Below are 18,100 nucleotides of genomic sequence, written 5' to 3' on the forward strand. Positions count from 1 at the left end.
GATCCTAGACCCACTATGATTATCAAACCTAAGGTTCGCGGCTTTATCTGTACCACCACTCATCCGGTGGGTTGTGAAGCCAATGTTCGTCGTCAGATAGCCTACACCAAAGCGCAAGGCACTATTGCTAATGGTCCTAAGCGCGTGTTGGTGATCGGTGCCTCCACCGGTTATGGTCTGGCTTCCCGCATTGCTACCGCGTTTGGCAGCGGTGCCGCTACCATCGGCGTGTTTTTTGAAAAAGCAGGTACGGAAAGCAAAACGGCGACCGCTGGCTGGTATAACTCGGCCGCCTTTGACAAAGCCGCCAAAGAAGAGGGGCTATACGCCAAGAGCATTAACGGTGACGCCTTCTCCAACGAATGCCGTGCCAAAGTGATTGAGCTGATCAAAGCCGACCTGGGCCAAATCGATCTGGTGGTTTACTCACTGGCTTCGCCAGTGCGTAAAATGCCAGATACTGGTGAAGTCGTGCGCTCCGCGTTGAAACCGATCGGCGAGGTGTATACCACCACCGCAATCGACACCAATAAAGATCAGATCATCACCGCCACCGTTGAACCGGCGACGGAAGAAGAGATCCAGAACACTATCACCGTGATGGGTGGGCAGGATTGGGAACTGTGGATGTCTGCGCTGGAAGAGGCCGGGGTTCTGGCTGAAGGCGCTAAATCAGTCGCTTACTCCTATATCGGTACCGATCTGACTTGGCCAATCTACTGGCATGGCACGCTGGGCCGCGCTAAAGAAGATTTGGATCGTGCAGCCACCGCTATTCGCGGCGATCTGTCTGGCAAAGGCGGTACTGCTCACGTGGCGGTGCTGAAGTCGGTGGTGACCCAGGCGTCTTCTGCGATCCCAGTGATGCCGCTGTATATCTCCATGGCCTTCAAGATCATGAAAGAGAAGGGTATTCATGAAGGCTGTATCGAGCAGGTTTCGCGCCTGATGCATACGCGCCTGTACGGTGACGATCTGCCGCTGGACGATCATGCCCGTATCCGCATGGATGACTGGGAACTGCGTGACGATGTGCAGCAGGCGTGCCGCGATCTGTGGCCGTCAATCACGTCGGAAAACCTGAGCGAGCTGACCGATTACACCGGTTACAAGCAGGAATTCCTGCGCCTGTTCGGTTTTGGCCTGGAAGAAGTGGATTACGACGCTGACGTCAACCCAGATGTGCGTTTCGACGTGGTTGAACTGTAAGTTCTGCACCTGCATAAAAAACAGGGCCTTGCGGCCTAATGTCGGTCAGTTAAGCGCAAAACTGCATAATTATGCGCAATTGCTAGAGGCGTCGCCCCCTCTCCCCGTGGGAGAGGGCCGGGGTGAGGGGCTTGTAGTGCGGTGTTCATCCCCTCACCCTAACCCTCTCCCCAAGGGTTAGGGTTAGCCTCAACTGACAAGCATTAGGCCTTTCGGCCCTGTTTTTATATCTCAAAGACGTTGTGTTTTAATCTTCGTCGTCATGCTCATCATCTTCATCCACCTCGATCGGGCAGTTGAAGTCATCTGGCTTCAGCACCAGCAGATCGCATTTCAGTTGGTCGATCACATGTTCTGCGGTATTGCCGATAAAAGCGGCAGATATCCCAGTGCGCCCGAGCGTACCTAATACCACCACACCGGCTTGCAGATGTTCGGCCAAATCCGGGATCACCTCTTCCGGCAAGCCTTTCTCAACGTGCGTGAACTCTTCTTTGATATGGAATTTTTGTCTTAGCGCCTTCATGGCGATCAGATGCTGCCCACGAATTGCGTCGTTATAAACGCTGGGGTCAAAATCCGGCAGTTCGATGGCGATATTGATCGGGGTAACCGGGTAGGCCCCCACCAGGTGGACTTCGGTTTGGTTGACGTTTTCTGCCAGCTCAAGGGTTTGCTGCACCAAGCGGATATTCAGTGGATCGTGATACGGTTCCTCGCTGGAAAGGTTGACGGCAACCAACGCTTTACCGCCTTCCGGCCAAGGTTGATCTTTCACCATCCATACCGGGCAAGGGCATTTTCGCAGCAGATGCCAGTCGGTTGGGGTAAAAATCAGCGATTCTAACCGATCGTGCTGGTGCGCCATTTTCAGCAGCAAATCGTGATTGCTACTCAACACTTCCTGAATAATGGCTTCGTAAGGGCGATTGTGCCATACCACTTTGATTTCAATCGGGACGCCGTCTTCAAGGTAAAAACGGCACTGCTCTTTAATCCACGCTGCGCGTTGGTTGATCACCCCTCGCCGCATGGCAGTACGTTCGTCCGGTGAAAGCAGGGTGGTCATTTCGTAAGAGAAGTCATAGATAGGAAGGAAGGCTTTGATACGCCCGCCATTCCGCTTTACCAGGTAAACCGCCCGGCGAAGCGCCGGTTGATCGTCCTGATTGGGGTCAATAGCCACCAGAAGATTCTGATACTTCGCCATAGGGCCTCCGTCTTACAGCTGTAGATCAACAGTCTGTGCAATTACAGAGTAACTCAACATTGGGAAACAGGACAGCGGCAGAGAAGTGTCAGGCCAATAATTTCAGCGAATTATTGGCCTGATGGGGATCATGCGCTGACGGATACGTTAATTTGCGACGTACCGGTGCCGGCCAGTTGTGACAGCGCGTCGGCATTTTCGATGGTGATGTACTTGCCTTTCACGCTGAGGATTTCGCTTTTCTGGAAACGCCCCAGCAGACGGCTGATAGTTTCCACCGTCAGGCCAAGATAGTTACCGATATCACCACGCGTCATGGTCAGGCGGAATTCACGCGGTGAGAAACCACGTTCGGCAAAGCGGCGTGACAGGTTATAAACGAAAGCGGCCAGACGTTCTTCCGCGTTTTTCTTCGACAGCAGCAGGATCATATCCTGATCGCCTTTGATTTCACCGCTCATCAGCCGCATGATTTGCTGGCGCAGGTTAGGCATTTTGCCGGAGAGATCGTCCAGCGTTTCGAAGGGGATTTCACACACCATGGAAGTTTCCAGCGCCTGGGCAAAGCTCGGGTGCTTCATGCCGCCAATGGCGTCAAAGCCCACTAAGTCGCCTGCCAGATGGAAGCCGGTAATCTGTTCATCACCTTGCTCGGTGATGGTGTAACTCTTGATGGTTCCGGAGCGGATCGCGTACAGGGATTTCAACTCATCGCCTGCCTTGAACAGCGTCTGGCCTTTCTGGATCGGCTTTTTCCTTTCGATTATGTTGTCGAGTTGGTCTAACTCGTGCGTATTCAGGGTAAAAGGGATACACAGCTGGCTGATGCTGCAGTCTTGGCAATGGATCGCACAGCCACCAGACTGGATACGACGAATCACGCGTTTTTCCGGGATCATAGATTACGCTCATGCAATAATTGATATGAGTCAATTTTAACATCTTTTGCGGCAGGTGATAAGAGCAGCAATAACAAGAATAGGGGTATTGTGTGCGAATTTTAAACGCTGGTTCCGCCGATTATTCTATAGCTTACTGAAGTTACTTGGTTTATTGCCAAATCGCCTAGCCAGCCGGTTTCCGCTATCGATTGATAAATAAAGAAGTAATCCGGCCACATCGCCAAAATTTTCCCGTCCTACATATGGTGAGTTTCTCGCGATAATCACAAAAGGTGATGATCGCCTTGATCAACAAATCAATATTTCAACATAACCCACTGCCGCCGCGATGCGCAAAACCCGGTAAAAGGCAGTACGCAGCGGCGGCAAATGATGTTCCGGCTTACTGTGCGGTATTTTTAGCCAATACCTCGTTACCTAACCGATAGTGTGGCACCGAGTTGTGGCCCGGCTGTTCGACTTTAACCACCAGCGTTAGCACTGCCGCCACCAGATACAATCCGGTATATACCCAGACCACGCCAACAATATCGAAGAACGGCAGGATGATGGAAGCAATGGCCGGGGCGGCAAAATTACTCAGGCCAGCGGACAGGTTATAGATAGAAATGGCCGCACCTTTGTGCTCCGGCTCCAAGACTGGGAACACCGCCGTCATCGGCACAAAGGCTGCCACGGTGATCCCCAGCATCACCGCCGGGATCAGCGCCGCCCAGAAGTTGTGGCCGAAATAGACCGGCAGATAATAGAACGCCAAGCTGGAAATAGCGCAACCAATGCAGCCAAACCAGCGCACCTGGCGCATCCAGCCGATTTTTTCCCCCAGAATGCCCCACATGATGTTGGTGAAAATGGTGACGAAGAAGAACACCGCCCAGATTTGCAGCCATTCGGACATGCTGAAGCCTAAACGCCCGACAAACAGCATCGGCATGATCACCGCAAAACCAAACAGTGACAGCGTATTGATGATGCGGATCAGGCTGGCGAGAAAGATATTGCGGTTGGTGAACAGAATGGTCACCGCACGGGAAAGCTCTTTCAGCTTCTCTTTCGGCGTTAAATCGGCTTTGCTGCTGGGTTGACCCACGTTGCGCAGCAGTAGCAGCGCCATCACGCCCCCGGCGGTGACCCAAGCGATAGCAAACCACAGCGTACCGGTTTCACCGATCAGCGGAATGGTGAAACTGGGCAGATAGCTACCCACACAGCCGATGCCGATGGAATACATCGCCCAGAACCAGCCCATCGCCGAAGAGAGCTGCTGCTTCGGTACGTTCTGCACCACCAGCATCACAAAGGAATAGATGAACAACGGATAGGCCAGGCCGCGAATGCCGTAGAACAGCAGCATCAGCGGGTAATTTTTCATCCCCAGGCCGAACAGCATAAACAGCACGTGCATCACCACCCACAGGATAAAGCCGATGCGCATCGCTTTCTGCGGGGTGATAATCTCTGCCACCACGCCAGAACTCCAGGCGGCTAGCGCTGCCGCCAGGCCATAGACGGTAAACACCAGCGCCGACTCCGCCGGTGAAAATCCCATATCGGTGATGTGTTTCGACAGAAAGGCCATCTCAAAACCATCGCCGCTCATGAAAACGGCAATGGCGATATAGCCCCAGAACAGGTTCATCGGCAGCCCAAACCAATGCTTGTGCGTCTCTTGCATAGCAAACTCCAACGTAGGTGTAAGGGAACAGGTTTTTTTATTATTTATTACGCCGGTTTATGCCCGGCGCAGTGCTAGCTGTTGTTGATACAGTTGGCGATAAACCGCCAGCCGCTCGGTCAGTATCGGTTGGCGTTCACCGTTGGGCAGGAAACTGCGCTCAATAGCCGGTTTATGGCAAACCTGTGCCACGCTGCCACCGTCGGCCAACCAGCCCAAGCGCGCAGCACCCAATGCGCCACCGGCTTCGCCCCCCTGATGGGTAACCACCGGCAGATCGAGCACATCGGCCATCAACTGCGCCCAATGCTCACTGCGGGCGCCACCGCCGATCAGCGAACATTGTTGCAGCCGTGTTCCCGCCTGCAGCAGCACTTCCAGCCCGTCGGCCATGCCAAACGCCACGCCTTCCAATACCGCGTATCCCATCGCTGCCCGCTGATGGGCATGAGTCAAACCATGGAAAGCCCCTTGGGCCAGAGGATCGTTATGCGGGGTACGTTCGCCGGAAAGATAGGGCAGAAATACCGGTGCCAGCCGCTGTTCCGCCTGATTCATCTGGGCGATCTCGGCCAACAGCGTGGTTTCATTGCTGCCCACCAGTTGGCAGAACCAGCGCAATGCACTGGCAGCGGTGAGCATCACGCTCATCTGATGCCAGCGATCGGGCAGGGCATGGCAGAAGGCATGAACGGCCGATTGCGGATTCGGGCGGAAACGATCGTTAACCGCAAACAGCACGCCGGAGGTGCCTAAAGAGATGAAAGCATCGCCGGGATTAACCGCGCCGATACCCACCGCGCTGGCGGCATTATCGCCACCGCCACCGGCGATAGTGACATTGTCACCTAATCCCCAGGCGCGGGCGATATCGCCTTTCAATTGGCCGGAGGCTTCACTGCCTTCGACCAGGCGCGGCATATGGTCGCGCGTCAGGCCGCAGGCGGCGAGCAGGCTATCTGACCAATCCCGTTTCGCCACATCGAGCCACAGAGTCCCGGCGGCGTCCGACATATCAGAGACTTTGTCACCGCTCATCATCCAGCGCAGAAAATCTTTCGGCAGCAGCACGGTGGCCGTTTGCGCGAAAATCTCCGGCTCATGGCGGGCCACCCACAGTAACTTTGGCGCAGTGAAGCCCGGCATGGCCAGATTACCGGCGATCTGATGCAGTTCCGGCGCGCTTTGCGTCAGCTGTTGGCACTGCTCGGCGCTACGAGTGTCATTCCACAAAATGGCCGGGCGTAAAACCTGATTATCGCGGTTGAGCAGCACCGCACCGTGCATCTGGCCAGACAGGCCCAGCGAGCGGATCAGCGGCCATTGCTGCGGTATTTTACTGCGCAGGCGGGCAACCACCGTCTGCGTGGCCCGCCACCAGTCGGCGGGATCCTGCTCTGCCCAGTGTGGATGCGGGCGCTGCACGTCCAGCGCCTCACCGGCGCTGGCGACAATGCTGCCGCTGTCATCAATCACCACGGCTTTGATTTCTGAAGTGCCTAAATCGAGTCCTAAATACATGATCCGCTCCCGTTATTGCGCCAGCCAGTGGTTAACCTTGTCGATCGATTGGCGCAGCAACTGGGCAAACGGCTCGCTGTGGGCCAAGGTGCTGAACAGCTTTTCATCGGCGGCAAAAACGGCCACCGGATCGGCGCTATTGAACATCTGGTGTACGGCGGTGGCGTCCAAAATGCCGTCCTGATAGTCATAAGGCAGGCCGTTCTGGTGCCAGCGCTGCATAAAGACAAAGAACAGCGCCGGCAACATGGCGGTAGCAGCTGGCACCTGGCCGCGCTGATAGCATTCCTGCAAGGTGGGGGTGATAAAACCGGGGATTTTGGAGAAACCATCGGCGGCAACGCGCTGGTTGGTATCGCGGATGTAAGGGTTACTGAATCGCTCCAACACCACGTCACGGTAAGCGGCCAAGTCGAGCGGGCTTGGGGTCAGCGATGGGATCACGTCCTGCGTCACGTAGTCGTAAGCCAACTGGCAGATCGCTGGCGTTCCGGTGCTTTCATGGATAAAGCTTTGGCCGATCAACGTGCCCGCCCAGGCAATGCAGCTGTGGCTGGCATTGAGAATGCGGATTTTGGCTTCTTCATACGGCAATACCGATTCAACCAGCTCAACGCCCACGTCTTCCAGCGCCGGACGCCCGGCAATGAAATCATCTTCGATCACCCACTGGATAAAGGCTTCGCCCATTACCGGTGCACGGTCCTGAAAGCCGGTGGCCTGCGCTACGCGTTGGGCAACGTCTGGAGAAGGGCGCGGCGTGATGCGGTCAACCATGGTATTCGGGCAGCGGGTATGGCTTTCAATCCAGCCGATCAGCGTCGTTTCCTGGCGCAGTTGCAGGAACTGCATCAACCCATGGCGGAAACGCTCACCGTTATGGCGCAGGTTATCACAGCTCAACAACGTGACAGGGTCACTATTAATTTGCTTTCTGTGCGCCAGCAGTTGGGCGATGGTGCCATAAATGGTGCGACAACCGCCCAGCAGATCCGCCTGAATATCGGCGTTGTTCTGATCCAGGTTGAACTGGTTATCCAGATAGTAACCCCCTTCGGTGACGGTGAAGGAGATGACGCGGGTTTCCGCGCGTGCTCCTTGCGCAATCAACGCCGCGAGTTCGTTATCCCAAGGGACAACCTTACGGATGGAAGTGATGGTTTCGTACTGGCGCTCTCCTTGCGGAGTCACGGTTTCTAACACGTACTGACCGTTTTGCTCTGCCAGCGCGTTAAGCAGCGGCGTTGCGTCGTCACGAATATTGGCTAATGCAATCGACCAGCGCGTATCACCGTTGGCAATCAGGCGATGCAGATACCATGCCTGATGAGCACGATGAAAAGAACCGGCACCAATATGCAGCCAAACGGCGGGGGAAGCGTTCAAGGGGTTGCTCATAATGTTCTCCGTCAAAGTTATATTTGAGCATCGGCCCTTAAATTGGGCATTTGCTCTTTTGCTGGCGATAGACTAATTAAACTTTTGCCCTTTAAATGGGCTTTAGCTCACAAAAGTGCGAATCGATGGCCCGACGTATCAGGAATGCCAGTAAAATGGGGCATCAGCGTTAAAAGGCAGAAGGGCGAAATGAGTCGACACGATAAGAAACTGGATCAGGCGGCACGCGCCGCTTGGATGTACTACGTGGCTGGGCAGACCCAGCATGAGATTGCCGATGCACTCGGCGTGTCACGCCAGGTAGCGCAACGTTTGGTGGCGCTGGCGATCGATAGCGGCCTGATCAGCGTCAATATCTCGCACCCGGTGGGCCGCTGCATGGAACTGTCCGCGCGCCTGAGCGAGCGCTATGGGTTGAGTCTGTGCCAGGTGGTGCCAAGCCAAGGCATGGCGAGCGCAGGGCTGAACCGGGCGGTGGCGGTAGCCGGTGCCGAAGTGATGGCGCAGTTTATCCGTGATGAACAGCCGCTGATCATCGGCGTCGGTTCTGGCCGCAGCCTGAAAGCGGCCATTGATGAACTGCCCGATTTTGAACGGCCACAGCACAGCTGCGTGTCACTGATCGGGGCGATTGCTGCCGACGGTTCCTGTACGCGCTATGACGTACCGCTGTGGATGGCGGAAAAAACTCAGGGCCGTTATTTTATTCTGCCCGCGCCGCTGTTCGCCGACAGCGAGCAGGATCGCACCCTGTGGTGCAACCACCGCATTTATCGCACGGTAAACGAGAAGGCCAGCCAGGCCGATGTGACCTTTCTCGGCATTGGCACCATCGGATATCAGTGCCCGTTGCACCAGGATGGGTTTATCTCGGCGGAGGAGGTTGAGCGTTTAGCCGCAGCCAATGCGGTAGCCGAAATGCTGGGGCATTTTATTGACAGCGAAGGGCGGCGGGTGGCCAGTGAGCTCGATCAGCGCTTGACCAGCGTTAACCTGCGCCAGCAGCCGGAGAAACCGGTGATCGCGTTAGCCGGTGGTGCGGAAAAACATCGTGCCATCCGCGCAGCGCTGTTGGGCCGCTGGATCAACGGCCTGGTTACCGACGAAGAGAGTGCGCAGGCTCTGTTGGGCGATTAAATCAGATCGTTTTGCAGATAACCTTCATGCCTGAGCAGCCACTGTTTGCGCTGCACGCCGCCCGCATAGCCGGTGAGCGCACCCTGCGCGCCAATCACCCGGTGGCAGGGCACCACAATACTGATCGGGTTAGAACCATTGGCCATGCCCACTGCGCGTGAAGCGGTTGGGCGGCCGATGCGTTTTGCCAGTTCGCCATAGGTAATAATCTCGCCGCAGGGGATCTGGCGCAGTTGCTGCCACACGGTGCGCTGGAATTCGGTCCCGGCGGTCATCACCGGCACACGGTCAATTACCGCCAACTCACCGGCAAAATAACGCTGCATCAGATCGGTCAGGCCGCCGGGGTTAGCTTGCTCCTGCAACGTGAAGCGATCGGCACGATAGTGGGTGTTCAGCAGCTTCATCAGACGTGCTTCATGATCGGTCCAATCCAGGGCGCGCATGCGGCCTTGCTCGTCACCGATCAACACCAGTTCACCGACCGGCGTCGGCATACGGTCAATAAAAAAAGTCTGCATGTTGTTCACTCCTCAGGGTTGAGGTGCAGATTATGACATGAAAAAACGCAGAACGATGGCGGATTTCGGACATAAAGGTGAAACGCAATTTATACGTAAAAGCCCCCTGATACCAACCCATCGTTCGTTCAACAACTGTATCGACGGGCTGGTACTGGTCGACTTAACCCGGCTGAAACCTGCTCGCTATCAGCGCTATATTGCGGTTCATCAGGTACAGGAAAGCCGATTGGTGTAAGCGACGGTATTTTATTGCTACTCGGCGCGGGTATCGCCTAGGATTGGGGTTTTCTTTCGCCGGAGCGAACGATGTTTCCCCCCTATACTCCTAACTTGTTGGCGGCTCATGAGCCCGCGGCGGTAACCGTTGAGAGACCGCAGGGTACTTCTCCATTCCTGTTATTGTGCGACCATGCTGGTCAGGCGATTCCCCAATGTTTGGGCGATCTCGGCCTGGCTAGCGGCGATATTGACCGCCATATCGGTTGGGACATTGGTGCACTGAGTGTTTCACAACTGTTGGCTCAGCATCTGGATGCTACGTTGATTCATCAGCACTACTCACGTCTGGTGATTGACTGCAATCGCACCCCCGGTGGAATAACTTCAATTCCGTTGATATCTGAACTGACATCCATTCCCGGTAACCAGGGGATTACAGTGGCTGAAGCCGGAGCACGTGAGCATGAAATCTTTCACCCTTACCATCAGGCTATCGATCGCACATTGATCGCCCGCCAAGCTAATGGCCAGCCCTGCGCGGTGATTGCCATACACAGTTTCACACCGGTTTTTAAAGGAGAATCACGCCCGTGGCAGGTTGGTCTACTGTTTAACCGTTATCCGAAATTTGCCCGGTTATTGGCAGAGTTACTGCGCGAAGAAGGGGATCTGCAAGTGGGGATTAACCAGCCTTATGCCATGACCGATGCCACGGACTATACGCTGCCAGTGCATGCAGAACGCAAGGCATTGCCTTACGTCGGCATTGAGATTCGTCAGGATTTGATCGCCGATGTTGACGGTCAAAAGGCCTGGGCGGCACGTTTTGCTCGGCTGTTACCTCAGGCGTGGCAACGTTGGGGGATATAACTTAAGGCTATTTTTGACTTTGCAGCCAGCACATACATCATCATGCATGTGCTGGCACGCTACATCACGGCTTTTTACTGGCTACCGGGGCATATTCAATTGGCACCCAGGCATAACCCGATTTCTCGGCACGAACATGCCCCAAGCCTGGGAATGGCAAGTGCGCACCACCGACCCAAAGCTGTTTTTTGGCGGCGTCAGCAAAAACTTTCAGGCGCGTGGCAATCGCTTGTTTGCTGTCGGTATCAAACTCCAGCGATACTTTGGGTTTGGCAAACTGCAGCGAATGACTATGCACAATATCGCCCCACAGCAACAGGTTTTGCCCTTCGGAACTGAACAGGTACGCGGTGTGCCCCGGCGTATGGCCCGGCGTTGATACTGCTTCTACACCGGGGAACAACGTGTCGCCCGGCGCATAGCGCTTCAGCCGCCCCTGTGCTTCATAAGGGGCCACCGCCTCTTGCGACAGTTTGAACATCGGCTGTGCCGCTTCTGGTGCCTTCTGTGCGATCTCCTTGCTCAACCAGTAGTCGGCTTCTGCCTTGGCGACATACACAGTTGCGTTAGGGAAGGCGGCTTTGCCCTGATCGTTGATGCCGCAGGCATGATCCGGGTGCAAGTGGGTCAGTAGTACGCTGTCGACCTGCTCAGGTTGATAACCGGCAGCCCGCAGATTGCTCTGAATCTTTCCTAACGTTGGGCCGAAGCATTGTGCCGTGCCCGCATCCACCAGGATCAGATTCGTTCCGGTATTCACTAAGAAAGCGTTAACCGTGGTTTGAATCCCTGAAGTGCTGTCGACAAACATGCGCGCCAGCAGCTTCTGCATATCGGGTTCGCTGATGTTGTGGAATAGGCTGGTCTTTAACATTGTGTTGCCATCGTACAGCGCCGTGACTTCCATATTACCCAGCATCATACGGTAGTAACCGGGAACCTGGGTTTGTTGCTGTGCGGGCACACTGGCAGCGTTGACCGATGGCACCACGCTGGCGCAGGCCAGGGCGATGGCTAATAACGTGCGGCGAAATGACTGAGGCATAAAGATCCCTTTTAAGTGGATGAGAAAAGAAATTGCTATGAGTGATAATACATTGCGGTGAGTGCAAATTTTATATCAACAAATGCGCTTATCCACCAGAGATATCAATGGGAAGGGAGCCTATGCCGTTAATCCATTAGACATCCCGGCGTAGCTGCGCGCATCATGCAAATAATCAAATAAGTGAGATAGGAAATCTTATGACGGCCCCTAAATCAGCCAACGATGCAGTCAGTGTGGCACCGGATAACACCCAACTGTTTCTCGGTTTTTTAATGCTCGGTTTGACCGGTTTTGGCGGAGTTCTGCCACTGGCACGCAGCATGTTGGTTGAGAAGAAGCGCTGGCTGACCGGAGCACAATTCACCGAGCTATTAGGCCTGTGCCAATTCCTGCCTGGCGGGAACGTGATCAATCTTTCCGTGGCGGTCGGCATGGAGTTTCGCGGTTTACGTGGCGCACTCTGCGCCTTGCTGGGCCTGATCTGCGCCCCTACTGCGATCGTCATCGGCTTAGGCGTGATGTATGCGCGTTTCCAGAACGAACCCCATGTGCAGCATATTTTTGCCGGATTGGCTGCGGCCGCCGCAGGGTTGCTGCTTTCTACCGGGATAAAAATGCTGCTACCGCTGTGGGGGAAATGGCTGGCGTTATCGGTGGTCGCCATTTGCCTGGTGGCGATCGCCTGGCTGCATTTGCCGCTATTGCCCACCATGCTGGGGCTGGCTGCGCTGAGTATGGTGTTGGCGTGGAGGAAGCTTTTATGATGGCGGTATTAATCTCGTTGGCGATCATTTTTAGCCAGCTTTCGCTGATGGCACTGGGCGGAGGCTTTACTATCTTGCCGGAAATGCAGCGGCAGGTGGTAGAAGTGCATCAATGGATGAGTGCGCAGGAATTCAGTGCCTTGTTCGCCATGGCGCAGGCGGCACCGGGGCCAAATATGATGATCGTGCCGCTGATTGGCTGGCACGTGGCGGGCGGGGCCGGGCTGCTGGTTGTATCAGTTGCTAATTTTGTCCCTTCTTCCGTGTTGACGGTGCTGGTGATGAAAGCCTGGAAACGCTTCAAAGACAAACCGTGGCGGCGCATTGTGCAGGCCGGGTTGGTACCGGTCACGGTTGGGCTGGTTGTCGCCAGCGGCATTTTGATCACCGAGGCGTCGGTCACCAACTGGCGGCTGGCGCTGTTGACCCTGCTGGCCACCGTACTGGGAATGAAAAAACGCCTCCACCCGCTGTGGATCCTGGCGGGCGGGGCGCTGTTGGGGTTATTGGTGGCTTGATGGTCTCAGCGAGGGTTACATCACATCTTCCACCGCGCTGCGCAGCCGGGCTTTCATATCGCTGTAGCTTTGCTGGGCGTAGTTTTCTGCCCAGTTCTGATCGGCGATTGCTTCCAGTTTCACCGCACAGTATTTGGTTTCTGGCGTTTTGGATATCGGATCGAGGTTTTCTTGCGTCAGCTCGTTGCAAGCACCAATCCACCACTGATAGGTCATATACACCGCGCCCAGATTGATGCGCTCGTTATAGTTGGCGCGGCTAATTACCTTGCCACGGCGCGAACTGACCCACACCAACTGCTGATCGGCGATCCCCAGCGCGGCGGCATCCTGCGGGTTGATCTGCACAAAGCCCGGTTCGTCTGCCAGCGTTTGCAGCGCTGCACAGTTACCCGTCATCGAACGGCAGGAGTAGTGGCCCACTTCACGCACGGTACACAACACCAGCGGATAGCTGGCATCCGGGATCTCTGCCGGGGCGCGCCAGGCGGTGGCAAATAGCTGGCCCTTGCCGGATGGCGTGGTGAACTGGTTGCCTTGATACAAATAGGGCGTACCGGTGCTATCCAGCGTGGTGCATGGCCACTGCACGTGGCCGAGTTCGCCCATTTTTTCGTAGGTGGCGCCGTAAAACAGCGGGCATAGCTCGCGCATTTCGTCCCAGATCTGCTGGTTATCGTCGTAATGCATCGGATAGCCCAGTTCGGTGGCTAAAAGGCTGATGATCTCCCAGTCACGTTTAACGTTATATTGCGGCTCAATGGCCTTTTCGAAACGCTGGAAACCGCGATCGGCGCAAGAGAACACGCCGCCGTGCTCACCCCAGGAGGTGGCGGGCAGGATCACATCGGCTTGCTCGGCGGTCTTGGTCATAAAGATGTCCTGCACCACCACAAACTCCAGCTCTGCAAACGCGCTGCGCACCAGGCTGAGATCGGCTTCGGTCTGTAGCGGATCTTCCCCCATGATGTAATAGGCCTTTACCTTGCCTTCATGCACCAGATGCGGGATTTCGGTAATGCGATAGCCGATCTCCGGATCCATCTGTGCGGCATCAATGCCCCAGGCGGCGGCGAACTTGGCGCGCACGGCGGCATCGGTCACAGCCTGATAGCCTGGGAATTCATTGGGCAATACGCCCATATCGCAGGCACCCTGCACGTTGTTCTGCCCACGCACCGGCCCGACGCCCACGTTAGCGCGCCCCAGATTACCGGTCAGCAATGCCAGGCTGGCAATGCCTTTCACTACGTCTACCGCCTGGCCAAACTGGGTCACGCCCATGCCCCACATCACAGTGGCGGAAGGGGCGCTGGCGTAGGTACGCATCGCCTGGCGGATCTGCTGGGCGCTGACGCCGGTCAGGTGTTCCACCGCTTCCGGCGCGTAATCGGCCACCTGCTGGCGATAGGCGTCGAACCCTTCGGTGTATTTGGCAACGTAATCGCGGTCATACAGATTCTCTTCGATCAGCACGTGCGCGAAGGCATTGATCAGCGCCATATTGCAGCCGTTCTTGATTTGCAGGTGTTGATCGGCAATGCGGGCGGTTTCGATGCGACGCGGATCGCACACTATAATCTGCGCGCCTTTCTCTTTGGCTTTCAGCACCCGGCGGGCGACGATCGGGTGCGAATCGGCGCAGTTGTAGCCGATGATCAGCAGGCATTTGGAGTTTTCGATATCGCCAATCGAGTTGCTCATCGCGCCGTTACCCAACGTGGCTTGCAGACCGGCCACCGACGGCCCGTGGCACACGCGGGCACAGCAGTCGACGTTGTTATTGCCGATCACCGCACGGGCAAATTTCTGCATCACGTAGTTGGTTTCATTACCGGTACCGCGTGAGGAGCCGGTATGCATAATGGCGCGTGCGCCGTGCTGCTGCTTGATGGCTTTCAGGCGCTGCGCGGTGTAGCGGATGGCTTCATCCCAACTGACGGCTTCAAACTTGCCGCCTTTCTCACGGCGGATCAGCGGCTGCGTCAGGCGCGGCGTCAGCAGTTTGGTATCGTTGAGGAAGTCCCAGCCGTAATAGCCTTTCAGGCACAGTTCGCCCTGATTGGTTGCGCCATCAGCGGCTTCGGCGCGGATGATTTTGCCGTTATCCACCACCAGTTTCATTTTGCAGCCTGCACCGCAGTAAGGGCAGACGGTTGTGATTTTTTTCATCAGTTCGGGTCCTAAAACAGTGATGACAGGGTGTCGAGCGCGGCGCGGCGGCGTTTCTCGGCGTTCATTTCCTGCAACATGTTGCGATCCACACAGTGCAGCGCGTTGGTTGGGCAGGTTTCCATACAGGCCGGGCCGTTCTCACGCCCGATGCAGAGATCGCATTTATGTGCTTCTGCTTTCTCGCTGATGGCATTCATTGCTGCGCCGTTCTGGCGGATCACCGGGCGGGTGATCACCTCCATCGCACCATACGGGCAGGCCACCACGCAGGTTTTGCAGCCGATGCAGCGTTCTTGCATCACCAGCACCAGGCCATTGGTGCGGCTGATGGCCCCGTTCGGGCAGACGTTGGCACAGGGGGCGTCTTCACACTGGCGGCACAGCACGGCGGTGGTGACGTTGACGCCGTTGATCACATGCAGGCGCGGTGCAAAATTGGCAGCGTTGAGTGCCGCAACATCCTGGTTTTCGCTGTGTGCCACCACGCAGGCGATTTCACAGGTGCGGCAGCCGATACACTTTTTCGGATCGGCGATAATAAACCGGTTCATCAATAACTCCTGGTTAACCCTTCAGGGAATAGCTGAATTCTGCTGTTGGCTATACATAAAACATGCCAAGTCGATAAAATTTATAAAAACAAGGCGTTATGCATTTCATGACGATGCTGTCGACAGCGGTTCGACATAAATGACGATACGGCGTCAGGCGGTCGTCACTACCAATCGTGGGTAACCGCCGTCAGGCTGCCAGTGATGTAAACGTTGGTGCAGGGTTTCCACCGCCTGTTGCACCGCAGGGCCGATCGGGTAGTAAAACGCCACCACCTCCGGCTGAATGCCGATAAAGGTAATTTCTGCCACGTCCGGGCGCAGTTGATCGATCAGGAAGCTGAGCGGCAGGTTGTGAGTGGTCATGATGAACAGCTCGGCAATGTCATTTTCGTCGATCGCGCGGGTTTCCCCGGCGGCTAGCCCCATATCGGTAGCATCGACAATCACCAGCCGGTCGGGCCGCAGTTCGCGGATAAAACCAATGTCGTTTTCCGGAGCGGCACCGCCGTCAACCACCGTCCAACCGGCCGGTGGCGCTTTGGTACAAAGCTCCGCCAGCAGTGGCCCGGCGCCGTCGTCGCCCATCATGCAGTTGCCGACGCACAGCAATACGTTAACCATCGTGCCTCCTGACCATCAGATAAATAGCGGGTTCGTTTTCAATCGATTGCAGCAGGGCGATCAGCTGCTTGCTCCAGCTTTGCTGCTCGAGGTTCATCTGCGGCATCGCCTTGCTCAGCGCCGTGGCCAGCAGATGGGTGTGGCTGCTGTCGATGCAGATTTCGCCAAAGCGATCGACCCCCTCCAGTTTGCAGCGAGCAGCGCCGCCCGCTGGCAGTTGCGTCACCCAGGCGTGAAAACCGTTAAGCGGGCAGCGCAGCTTGGCTTCCAGGCAGTCGATCACTCCCAAATGGTGGCCGATCGCCAGGCTGTAATAGATCACCTCCTGGGCTTTGGGTGGGGCTTTCTTCTCCTGCACAAACTTGCGGCTCAGCGAATAGAACACCACCTGTGCGGTTGCTTGGTTCATAAACGCAGCTCCCCACGCTGTACGCGCTGATAGATCAGCTGCAAATTACCGACAATCTCGCTCAACCGCAGGTCGTCCTGCTGTTGCAAATAGCCGCTAATGCGTTGTTCAACCGGGAGCGGGCTATTGGCGGTCAGCAACTGCATGAACCGATCGGCGATCTGGCGGCCATAGCGATAGCCCGCCATGCGCCGCGCTTCGCGATCCAGCAACACCCGCAGCGGCTGTGGTACACCTGGGTGCAGTAACGCGGTGGCTTCGCCCTGGGTTTCGTCGTGCTGCTGGCCTTTGATTTTCTGATCCAGCAGGCCAAGCGCCATGGCAAAACCGTAGATCGTCGCCGCCGGCGTGGGCGGGCAGCCGGGGATATACACGTCTACCGGCACGATGCTGTCGGTGCCGCCCCAAACGCAGTACAGATCGTGGAAAATGCCGCCGCTGTTGCCGCAGGCACCGTAAGAGATACAGATTTTCGGATCGGGTGCCGCCTGCCAGGCGCGGATTGCCGGAATGCGCATCGCCCGCGTCACCGCGCCGGTAAACAGCAGAATGTCGGCGTGGCGCGGTGAGGGCACCACTTTGATGCCGAAGCGTTCGGCGTCGAACAGCGGCGAAATAGCGGCAAAAATCTCAATCTCACAGCCGTTGCAGCCGCCGCAGTCCACCCGATAAACGTAGGCCGAACGGCGGATATCCTGTAGCAATGTAGTTTTCAGTTGCTTGATGCCGTCATCCAGCGCGATCGGTATCGGCAGGCCATTTTCATCACGTAGGCCAATCACTGTCTGGTTCATCAGTTCGCCTCCCGCACCAGATGGCGGCCAACGTCGATGCGGTTGGTCTGGGTCAGGCTCTGTTGCTGCTTGCAGGCCGGGCAGGTTTCAAACTGCACGCGGCGGGAAGCCGTTTCGGCGCTGCTCAGCCCTAATAGCGCGATGGCGTAATCAATTTCTTTTTGTGGCGCGTAAGGCTTAGCGCACTGGCGGCAATGGCAGATGGCAAAATCGGCCTGTTCGTACAGGTCCTCTTTGCGCCACACCGCCAGTTCAAACTGCTGTGAAAGCCGGATGGCTGCGGTTGGGCAGACTTCCTCGCAACGGGCGCAAAAGATGCAGCGACCAAGGAACAGTTGCCAACGCAGAGTGCCGCTGGTGATATCGGTGGTCATGGTCAACGCATTAGAGGGGCAGGCGTTGGCACAGGCACCGCAGGCAATGCACTGTTGCGGATGATATTCGGGTTTGCCGCGGAAGTTCGGATCAACCTCCAGCGGCTGTGCCGGATAGGCCACGGTGACGTGACCGGTTTTCAGCACTTTTTTGATCAATTTCAGCATGATGGGCTCC

The 18,100-nt window shown here is 56.2% G+C and carries 19 protein-coding genes; 6 read left to right on the plus strand and 13 right to left on the minus strand.

All coding sequences use genetic code 11. The annotated features are described in order from the left end of the window. Window positions 1–15 precede the first annotated feature (15 nt). Complete coding sequence (gene fabV / locus ACX1CU_RS11480; protein WP_459402673.1) at window positions 16–1,209, plus strand: enoyl-ACP reductase FabV; 1,194 nt, start codon at window positions 16–18, stop codon at window positions 1,207–1,209. 247 nt (window positions 1,210–1,456) lie between these two features. Here fabV and uspE read toward each other — a convergent pair whose 3' ends face one another. The 5 genes from uspE to dalD form a co-directional block, all read right to left on the minus strand. Next, complete coding sequence (gene uspE, locus ACX1CU_RS11485; protein ID WP_459402674.1) at window positions 1,457–2,419, minus strand: universal stress protein UspE; 963 nt, start codon at window positions 2,417–2,419, stop codon at window positions 1,457–1,459. Between the two features lie 128 nt (window positions 2,420–2,547). Continuing rightward, on the minus strand, window positions 2,548–3,318 hold the full coding sequence (gene fnr, locus ACX1CU_RS11490; protein WP_459402675.1) for a fumarate/nitrate reduction transcriptional regulator Fnr: 771 nt from the start codon (window positions 3,316–3,318) through the stop codon (window positions 2,548–2,550). A 385-nt stretch (window positions 3,319–3,703) separates the two neighbouring features. Next, window positions 3,704–4,996, minus strand: a complete 1,293-nt coding sequence (locus tag ACX1CU_RS11495) for an MFS transporter (protein WP_459402676.1) — start codon at window positions 4,994–4,996, stop codon at window positions 3,704–3,706. A 57-nt stretch (window positions 4,997–5,053) separates the two neighbouring features. Beyond that, a complete protein-coding gene (gene xylB, locus ACX1CU_RS11500; RefSeq protein ID WP_459402677.1) occupies window positions 5,054–6,517 on the minus strand; it encodes a xylulokinase in 1,464 nt (487 codons plus the stop codon). A gap of 12 nt (window positions 6,518–6,529) precedes the next feature. Then, a complete protein-coding gene (dalD, locus tag ACX1CU_RS11505; protein WP_459402678.1) occupies window positions 6,530–7,915 on the minus strand; it encodes a D-arabinitol 4-dehydrogenase in 1,386 nt (461 codons plus the stop codon). Window positions 7,916–8,104: 189 nt separating this feature from the next. Here dalD and ACX1CU_RS11510 point away from each other — a divergent pair, with 189 nt between their 5' ends. After that, window positions 8,105–9,052 carry a sugar-binding transcriptional regulator gene (locus tag ACX1CU_RS11510; RefSeq protein WP_459402679.1) on the plus strand — a complete coding sequence of 316 codons (948 nt, stop codon included), beginning with the start codon at window positions 8,105–8,107 and terminating at the stop codon, window positions 9,050–9,052. Here ACX1CU_RS11510 and ogt read toward each other — a convergent pair. Then, a complete protein-coding gene (ogt, locus tag ACX1CU_RS11515) occupies window positions 9,049–9,573 on the minus strand; it encodes a methylated-DNA--[protein]-cysteine S-methyltransferase (protein ID WP_459402680.1) in 525 nt (174 codons plus the stop codon). The genes ACX1CU_RS11510 and ogt overlap by 4 nt on opposite strands. 37 nt (window positions 9,574–9,610) lie before the next feature. On the opposite strand from ogt, the gene ACX1CU_RS11520 reads away from it, so the two are divergent. Both ACX1CU_RS11520 and ACX1CU_RS11525 read left to right on the plus strand, forming a co-directional pair. Then, the gene (locus ACX1CU_RS11520) at window positions 9,611–9,811 is read left to right on the plus strand and encodes a hypothetical protein (RefSeq protein WP_459402908.1); all 201 of its coding nucleotides are present in this window, start codon (window positions 9,611–9,613) and stop codon (window positions 9,809–9,811) included. 71 nt (window positions 9,812–9,882) lie between these two features. Continuing rightward, on the plus strand, window positions 9,883–10,665 hold the full coding sequence (locus ACX1CU_RS11525) for an N-formylglutamate amidohydrolase (protein ID WP_459402681.1): 783 nt from the start codon (window positions 9,883–9,885) through the stop codon (window positions 10,663–10,665). 64 nt (window positions 10,666–10,729) lie between these two features. On the opposite strand, the gene ACX1CU_RS11530 is transcribed toward ACX1CU_RS11525, so the two are convergent. Further along, the gene (locus ACX1CU_RS11530) at window positions 10,730–11,710 is read right to left on the minus strand and encodes an MBL fold metallo-hydrolase (RefSeq protein ID WP_459402682.1); all 981 of its coding nucleotides are present in this window, start codon (window positions 11,708–11,710) and stop codon (window positions 10,730–10,732) included. A gap of 200 nt (window positions 11,711–11,910) precedes the next feature. On the opposite strand from ACX1CU_RS11530, the gene ACX1CU_RS11535 reads away from it, so the two are divergent. Beyond that, complete coding sequence (locus ACX1CU_RS11535) at window positions 11,911–12,477, plus strand: chromate transporter (protein ID WP_459402683.1); 567 nt, start codon at window positions 11,911–11,913, stop codon at window positions 12,475–12,477. Then, window positions 12,474–12,995, plus strand: a complete 522-nt coding sequence (locus ACX1CU_RS11540; protein ID WP_459402684.1) for a chromate transporter — start codon at window positions 12,474–12,476, stop codon at window positions 12,993–12,995. The genes ACX1CU_RS11535 and ACX1CU_RS11540 overlap by 4 nt, the downstream gene beginning before the upstream one ends. Window positions 12,996–13,010: 15 nt before the next feature. Here ACX1CU_RS11540 and fdhF read toward each other — a convergent pair whose 3' ends face one another. The 6 genes from fdhF to ACX1CU_RS11570 all read right to left on the minus strand — a co-directional run bounded on the left by fdhF (window position 13,011) and on the right by ACX1CU_RS11570 (window position 18,090). Next, window positions 13,011–15,167, minus strand: coding sequence for a formate dehydrogenase subunit alpha (gene fdhF, locus ACX1CU_RS11545; protein WP_459402685.1), 2,157 nt, complete (start codon window positions 15,165–15,167; stop codon window positions 13,011–13,013). A gap of 11 nt (window positions 15,168–15,178) precedes the next feature. Continuing rightward, window positions 15,179–15,721: an electron transport protein HydN gene (hydN, locus tag ACX1CU_RS11550; RefSeq protein ID WP_459402686.1), complete on the minus strand. Its 543-nt coding sequence runs from the start codon at window positions 15,719–15,721 to the stop codon at window positions 15,179–15,181. A 153-nt stretch (window positions 15,722–15,874) separates the two neighbouring features. Then, complete coding sequence (gene hycI, locus ACX1CU_RS11555) at window positions 15,875–16,345, minus strand: hydrogenase maturation peptidase HycI (protein ID WP_459402687.1); 471 nt, start codon at window positions 16,343–16,345, stop codon at window positions 15,875–15,877. Then, complete coding sequence (locus ACX1CU_RS11560) at window positions 16,338–16,754, minus strand: formate hydrogenlyase maturation HycH family protein (RefSeq protein ID WP_459402688.1); 417 nt, start codon at window positions 16,752–16,754, stop codon at window positions 16,338–16,340. Before ACX1CU_RS11560 ends, hycI begins: the two co-directional genes overlap by 8 nt. Beyond that, window positions 16,751–17,548: an NADH-quinone oxidoreductase subunit B family protein gene (locus ACX1CU_RS11565; protein WP_459402689.1), complete on the minus strand. Its 798-nt coding sequence runs from the start codon at window positions 17,546–17,548 to the stop codon at window positions 16,751–16,753. Before ACX1CU_RS11565 ends, ACX1CU_RS11560 begins: the two co-directional genes overlap by 4 nt. Beyond that, window positions 17,548–18,090 carry a formate hydrogenlyase complex iron-sulfur subunit gene (locus ACX1CU_RS11570; protein ID WP_459402690.1) on the minus strand — a complete coding sequence of 181 codons (543 nt, stop codon included), beginning with the start codon at window positions 18,088–18,090 and terminating at the stop codon, window positions 17,548–17,550. The genes ACX1CU_RS11565 and ACX1CU_RS11570 overlap by 1 nt, the downstream gene beginning before the upstream one ends. Between the last annotated feature and the right edge of the window lie 10 nt (window positions 18,091–18,100).

Source organism: Serratia sp. D1N4, assembly GCF_054552755.1.

Bases quoted from the DNA above. Each gene is read 5' to 3' on its own strand.
- fabV (WP_459402673.1), top strand. From the start codon at position 16: ATGATTATCAAACCTAAGGTTCGCGGCTTTATCTGTACCACCACTCAT.
- uspE (WP_459402674.1), bottom strand. From the start codon at position 2,419: ATGGCGAAGTATCAGAATCTTCTGGTGGCTATTGACCCCAATCAGGAC.
- fnr (WP_459402675.1), bottom strand. From the start codon at position 3,318: ATGATCCCGGAAAAACGCGTGATTCGTCGTATCCAGTCTGGTGGCTGT.
- ACX1CU_RS11495 (WP_459402676.1), bottom strand. From the start codon at position 4,996: ATGCAAGAGACGCACAAGCATTGGTTTGGGCTGCCGATGAACCTGTTC.
- xylB (WP_459402677.1), bottom strand. From the start codon at position 6,517: ATGTATTTAGGACTCGATTTAGGCACTTCAGAAATCAAAGCCGTGGTG.
- dalD (WP_459402678.1), bottom strand. From the start codon at position 7,915: ATGAGCAACCCCTTGAACGCTTCCCCCGCCGTTTGGCTGCATATTGGT.
- ACX1CU_RS11510 (WP_459402679.1), top strand. From the start codon at position 8,105: ATGAGTCGACACGATAAGAAACTGGATCAGGCGGCACGCGCCGCTTGG.
- ogt (WP_459402680.1), bottom strand. From the start codon at position 9,573: ATGCAGACTTTTTTTATTGACCGTATGCCGACGCCGGTCGGTGAACTG.
- ACX1CU_RS11520 (WP_459402908.1), top strand. From the start codon at position 9,611: ATGAAAAAACGCAGAACGATGGCGGATTTCGGACATAAAGGTGAAACG.
- ACX1CU_RS11525 (WP_459402681.1), top strand. From the start codon at position 9,883: ATGTTTCCCCCCTATACTCCTAACTTGTTGGCGGCTCATGAGCCCGCG.
- ACX1CU_RS11530 (WP_459402682.1), bottom strand. From the start codon at position 11,710: ATGCCTCAGTCATTTCGCCGCACGTTATTAGCCATCGCCCTGGCCTGC.
- ACX1CU_RS11535 (WP_459402683.1), top strand. From the start codon at position 11,911: ATGACGGCCCCTAAATCAGCCAACGATGCAGTCAGTGTGGCACCGGAT.
- ACX1CU_RS11540 (WP_459402684.1), top strand. From the start codon at position 12,474: ATGATGGCGGTATTAATCTCGTTGGCGATCATTTTTAGCCAGCTTTCG.
- fdhF (WP_459402685.1), bottom strand. From the start codon at position 15,167: ATGAAAAAAATCACAACCGTCTGCCCTTACTGCGGTGCAGGCTGCAAA.
- hydN (WP_459402686.1), bottom strand. From the start codon at position 15,721: ATGAACCGGTTTATTATCGCCGATCCGAAAAAGTGTATCGGCTGCCGC.
- hycI (WP_459402687.1), bottom strand. From the start codon at position 16,345: ATGGTTAACGTATTGCTGTGCGTCGGCAACTGCATGATGGGCGACGAC.
- ACX1CU_RS11560 (WP_459402688.1), bottom strand. From the start codon at position 16,754: ATGAACCAAGCAACCGCACAGGTGGTGTTCTATTCGCTGAGCCGCAAG.
- ACX1CU_RS11565 (WP_459402689.1), bottom strand. From the start codon at position 17,548: ATGAACCAGACAGTGATTGGCCTACGTGATGAAAATGGCCTGCCGATA.
- ACX1CU_RS11570 (WP_459402690.1), bottom strand. From the start codon at position 18,090: ATGCTGAAATTGATCAAAAAAGTGCTGAAAACCGGTCACGTCACCGTG.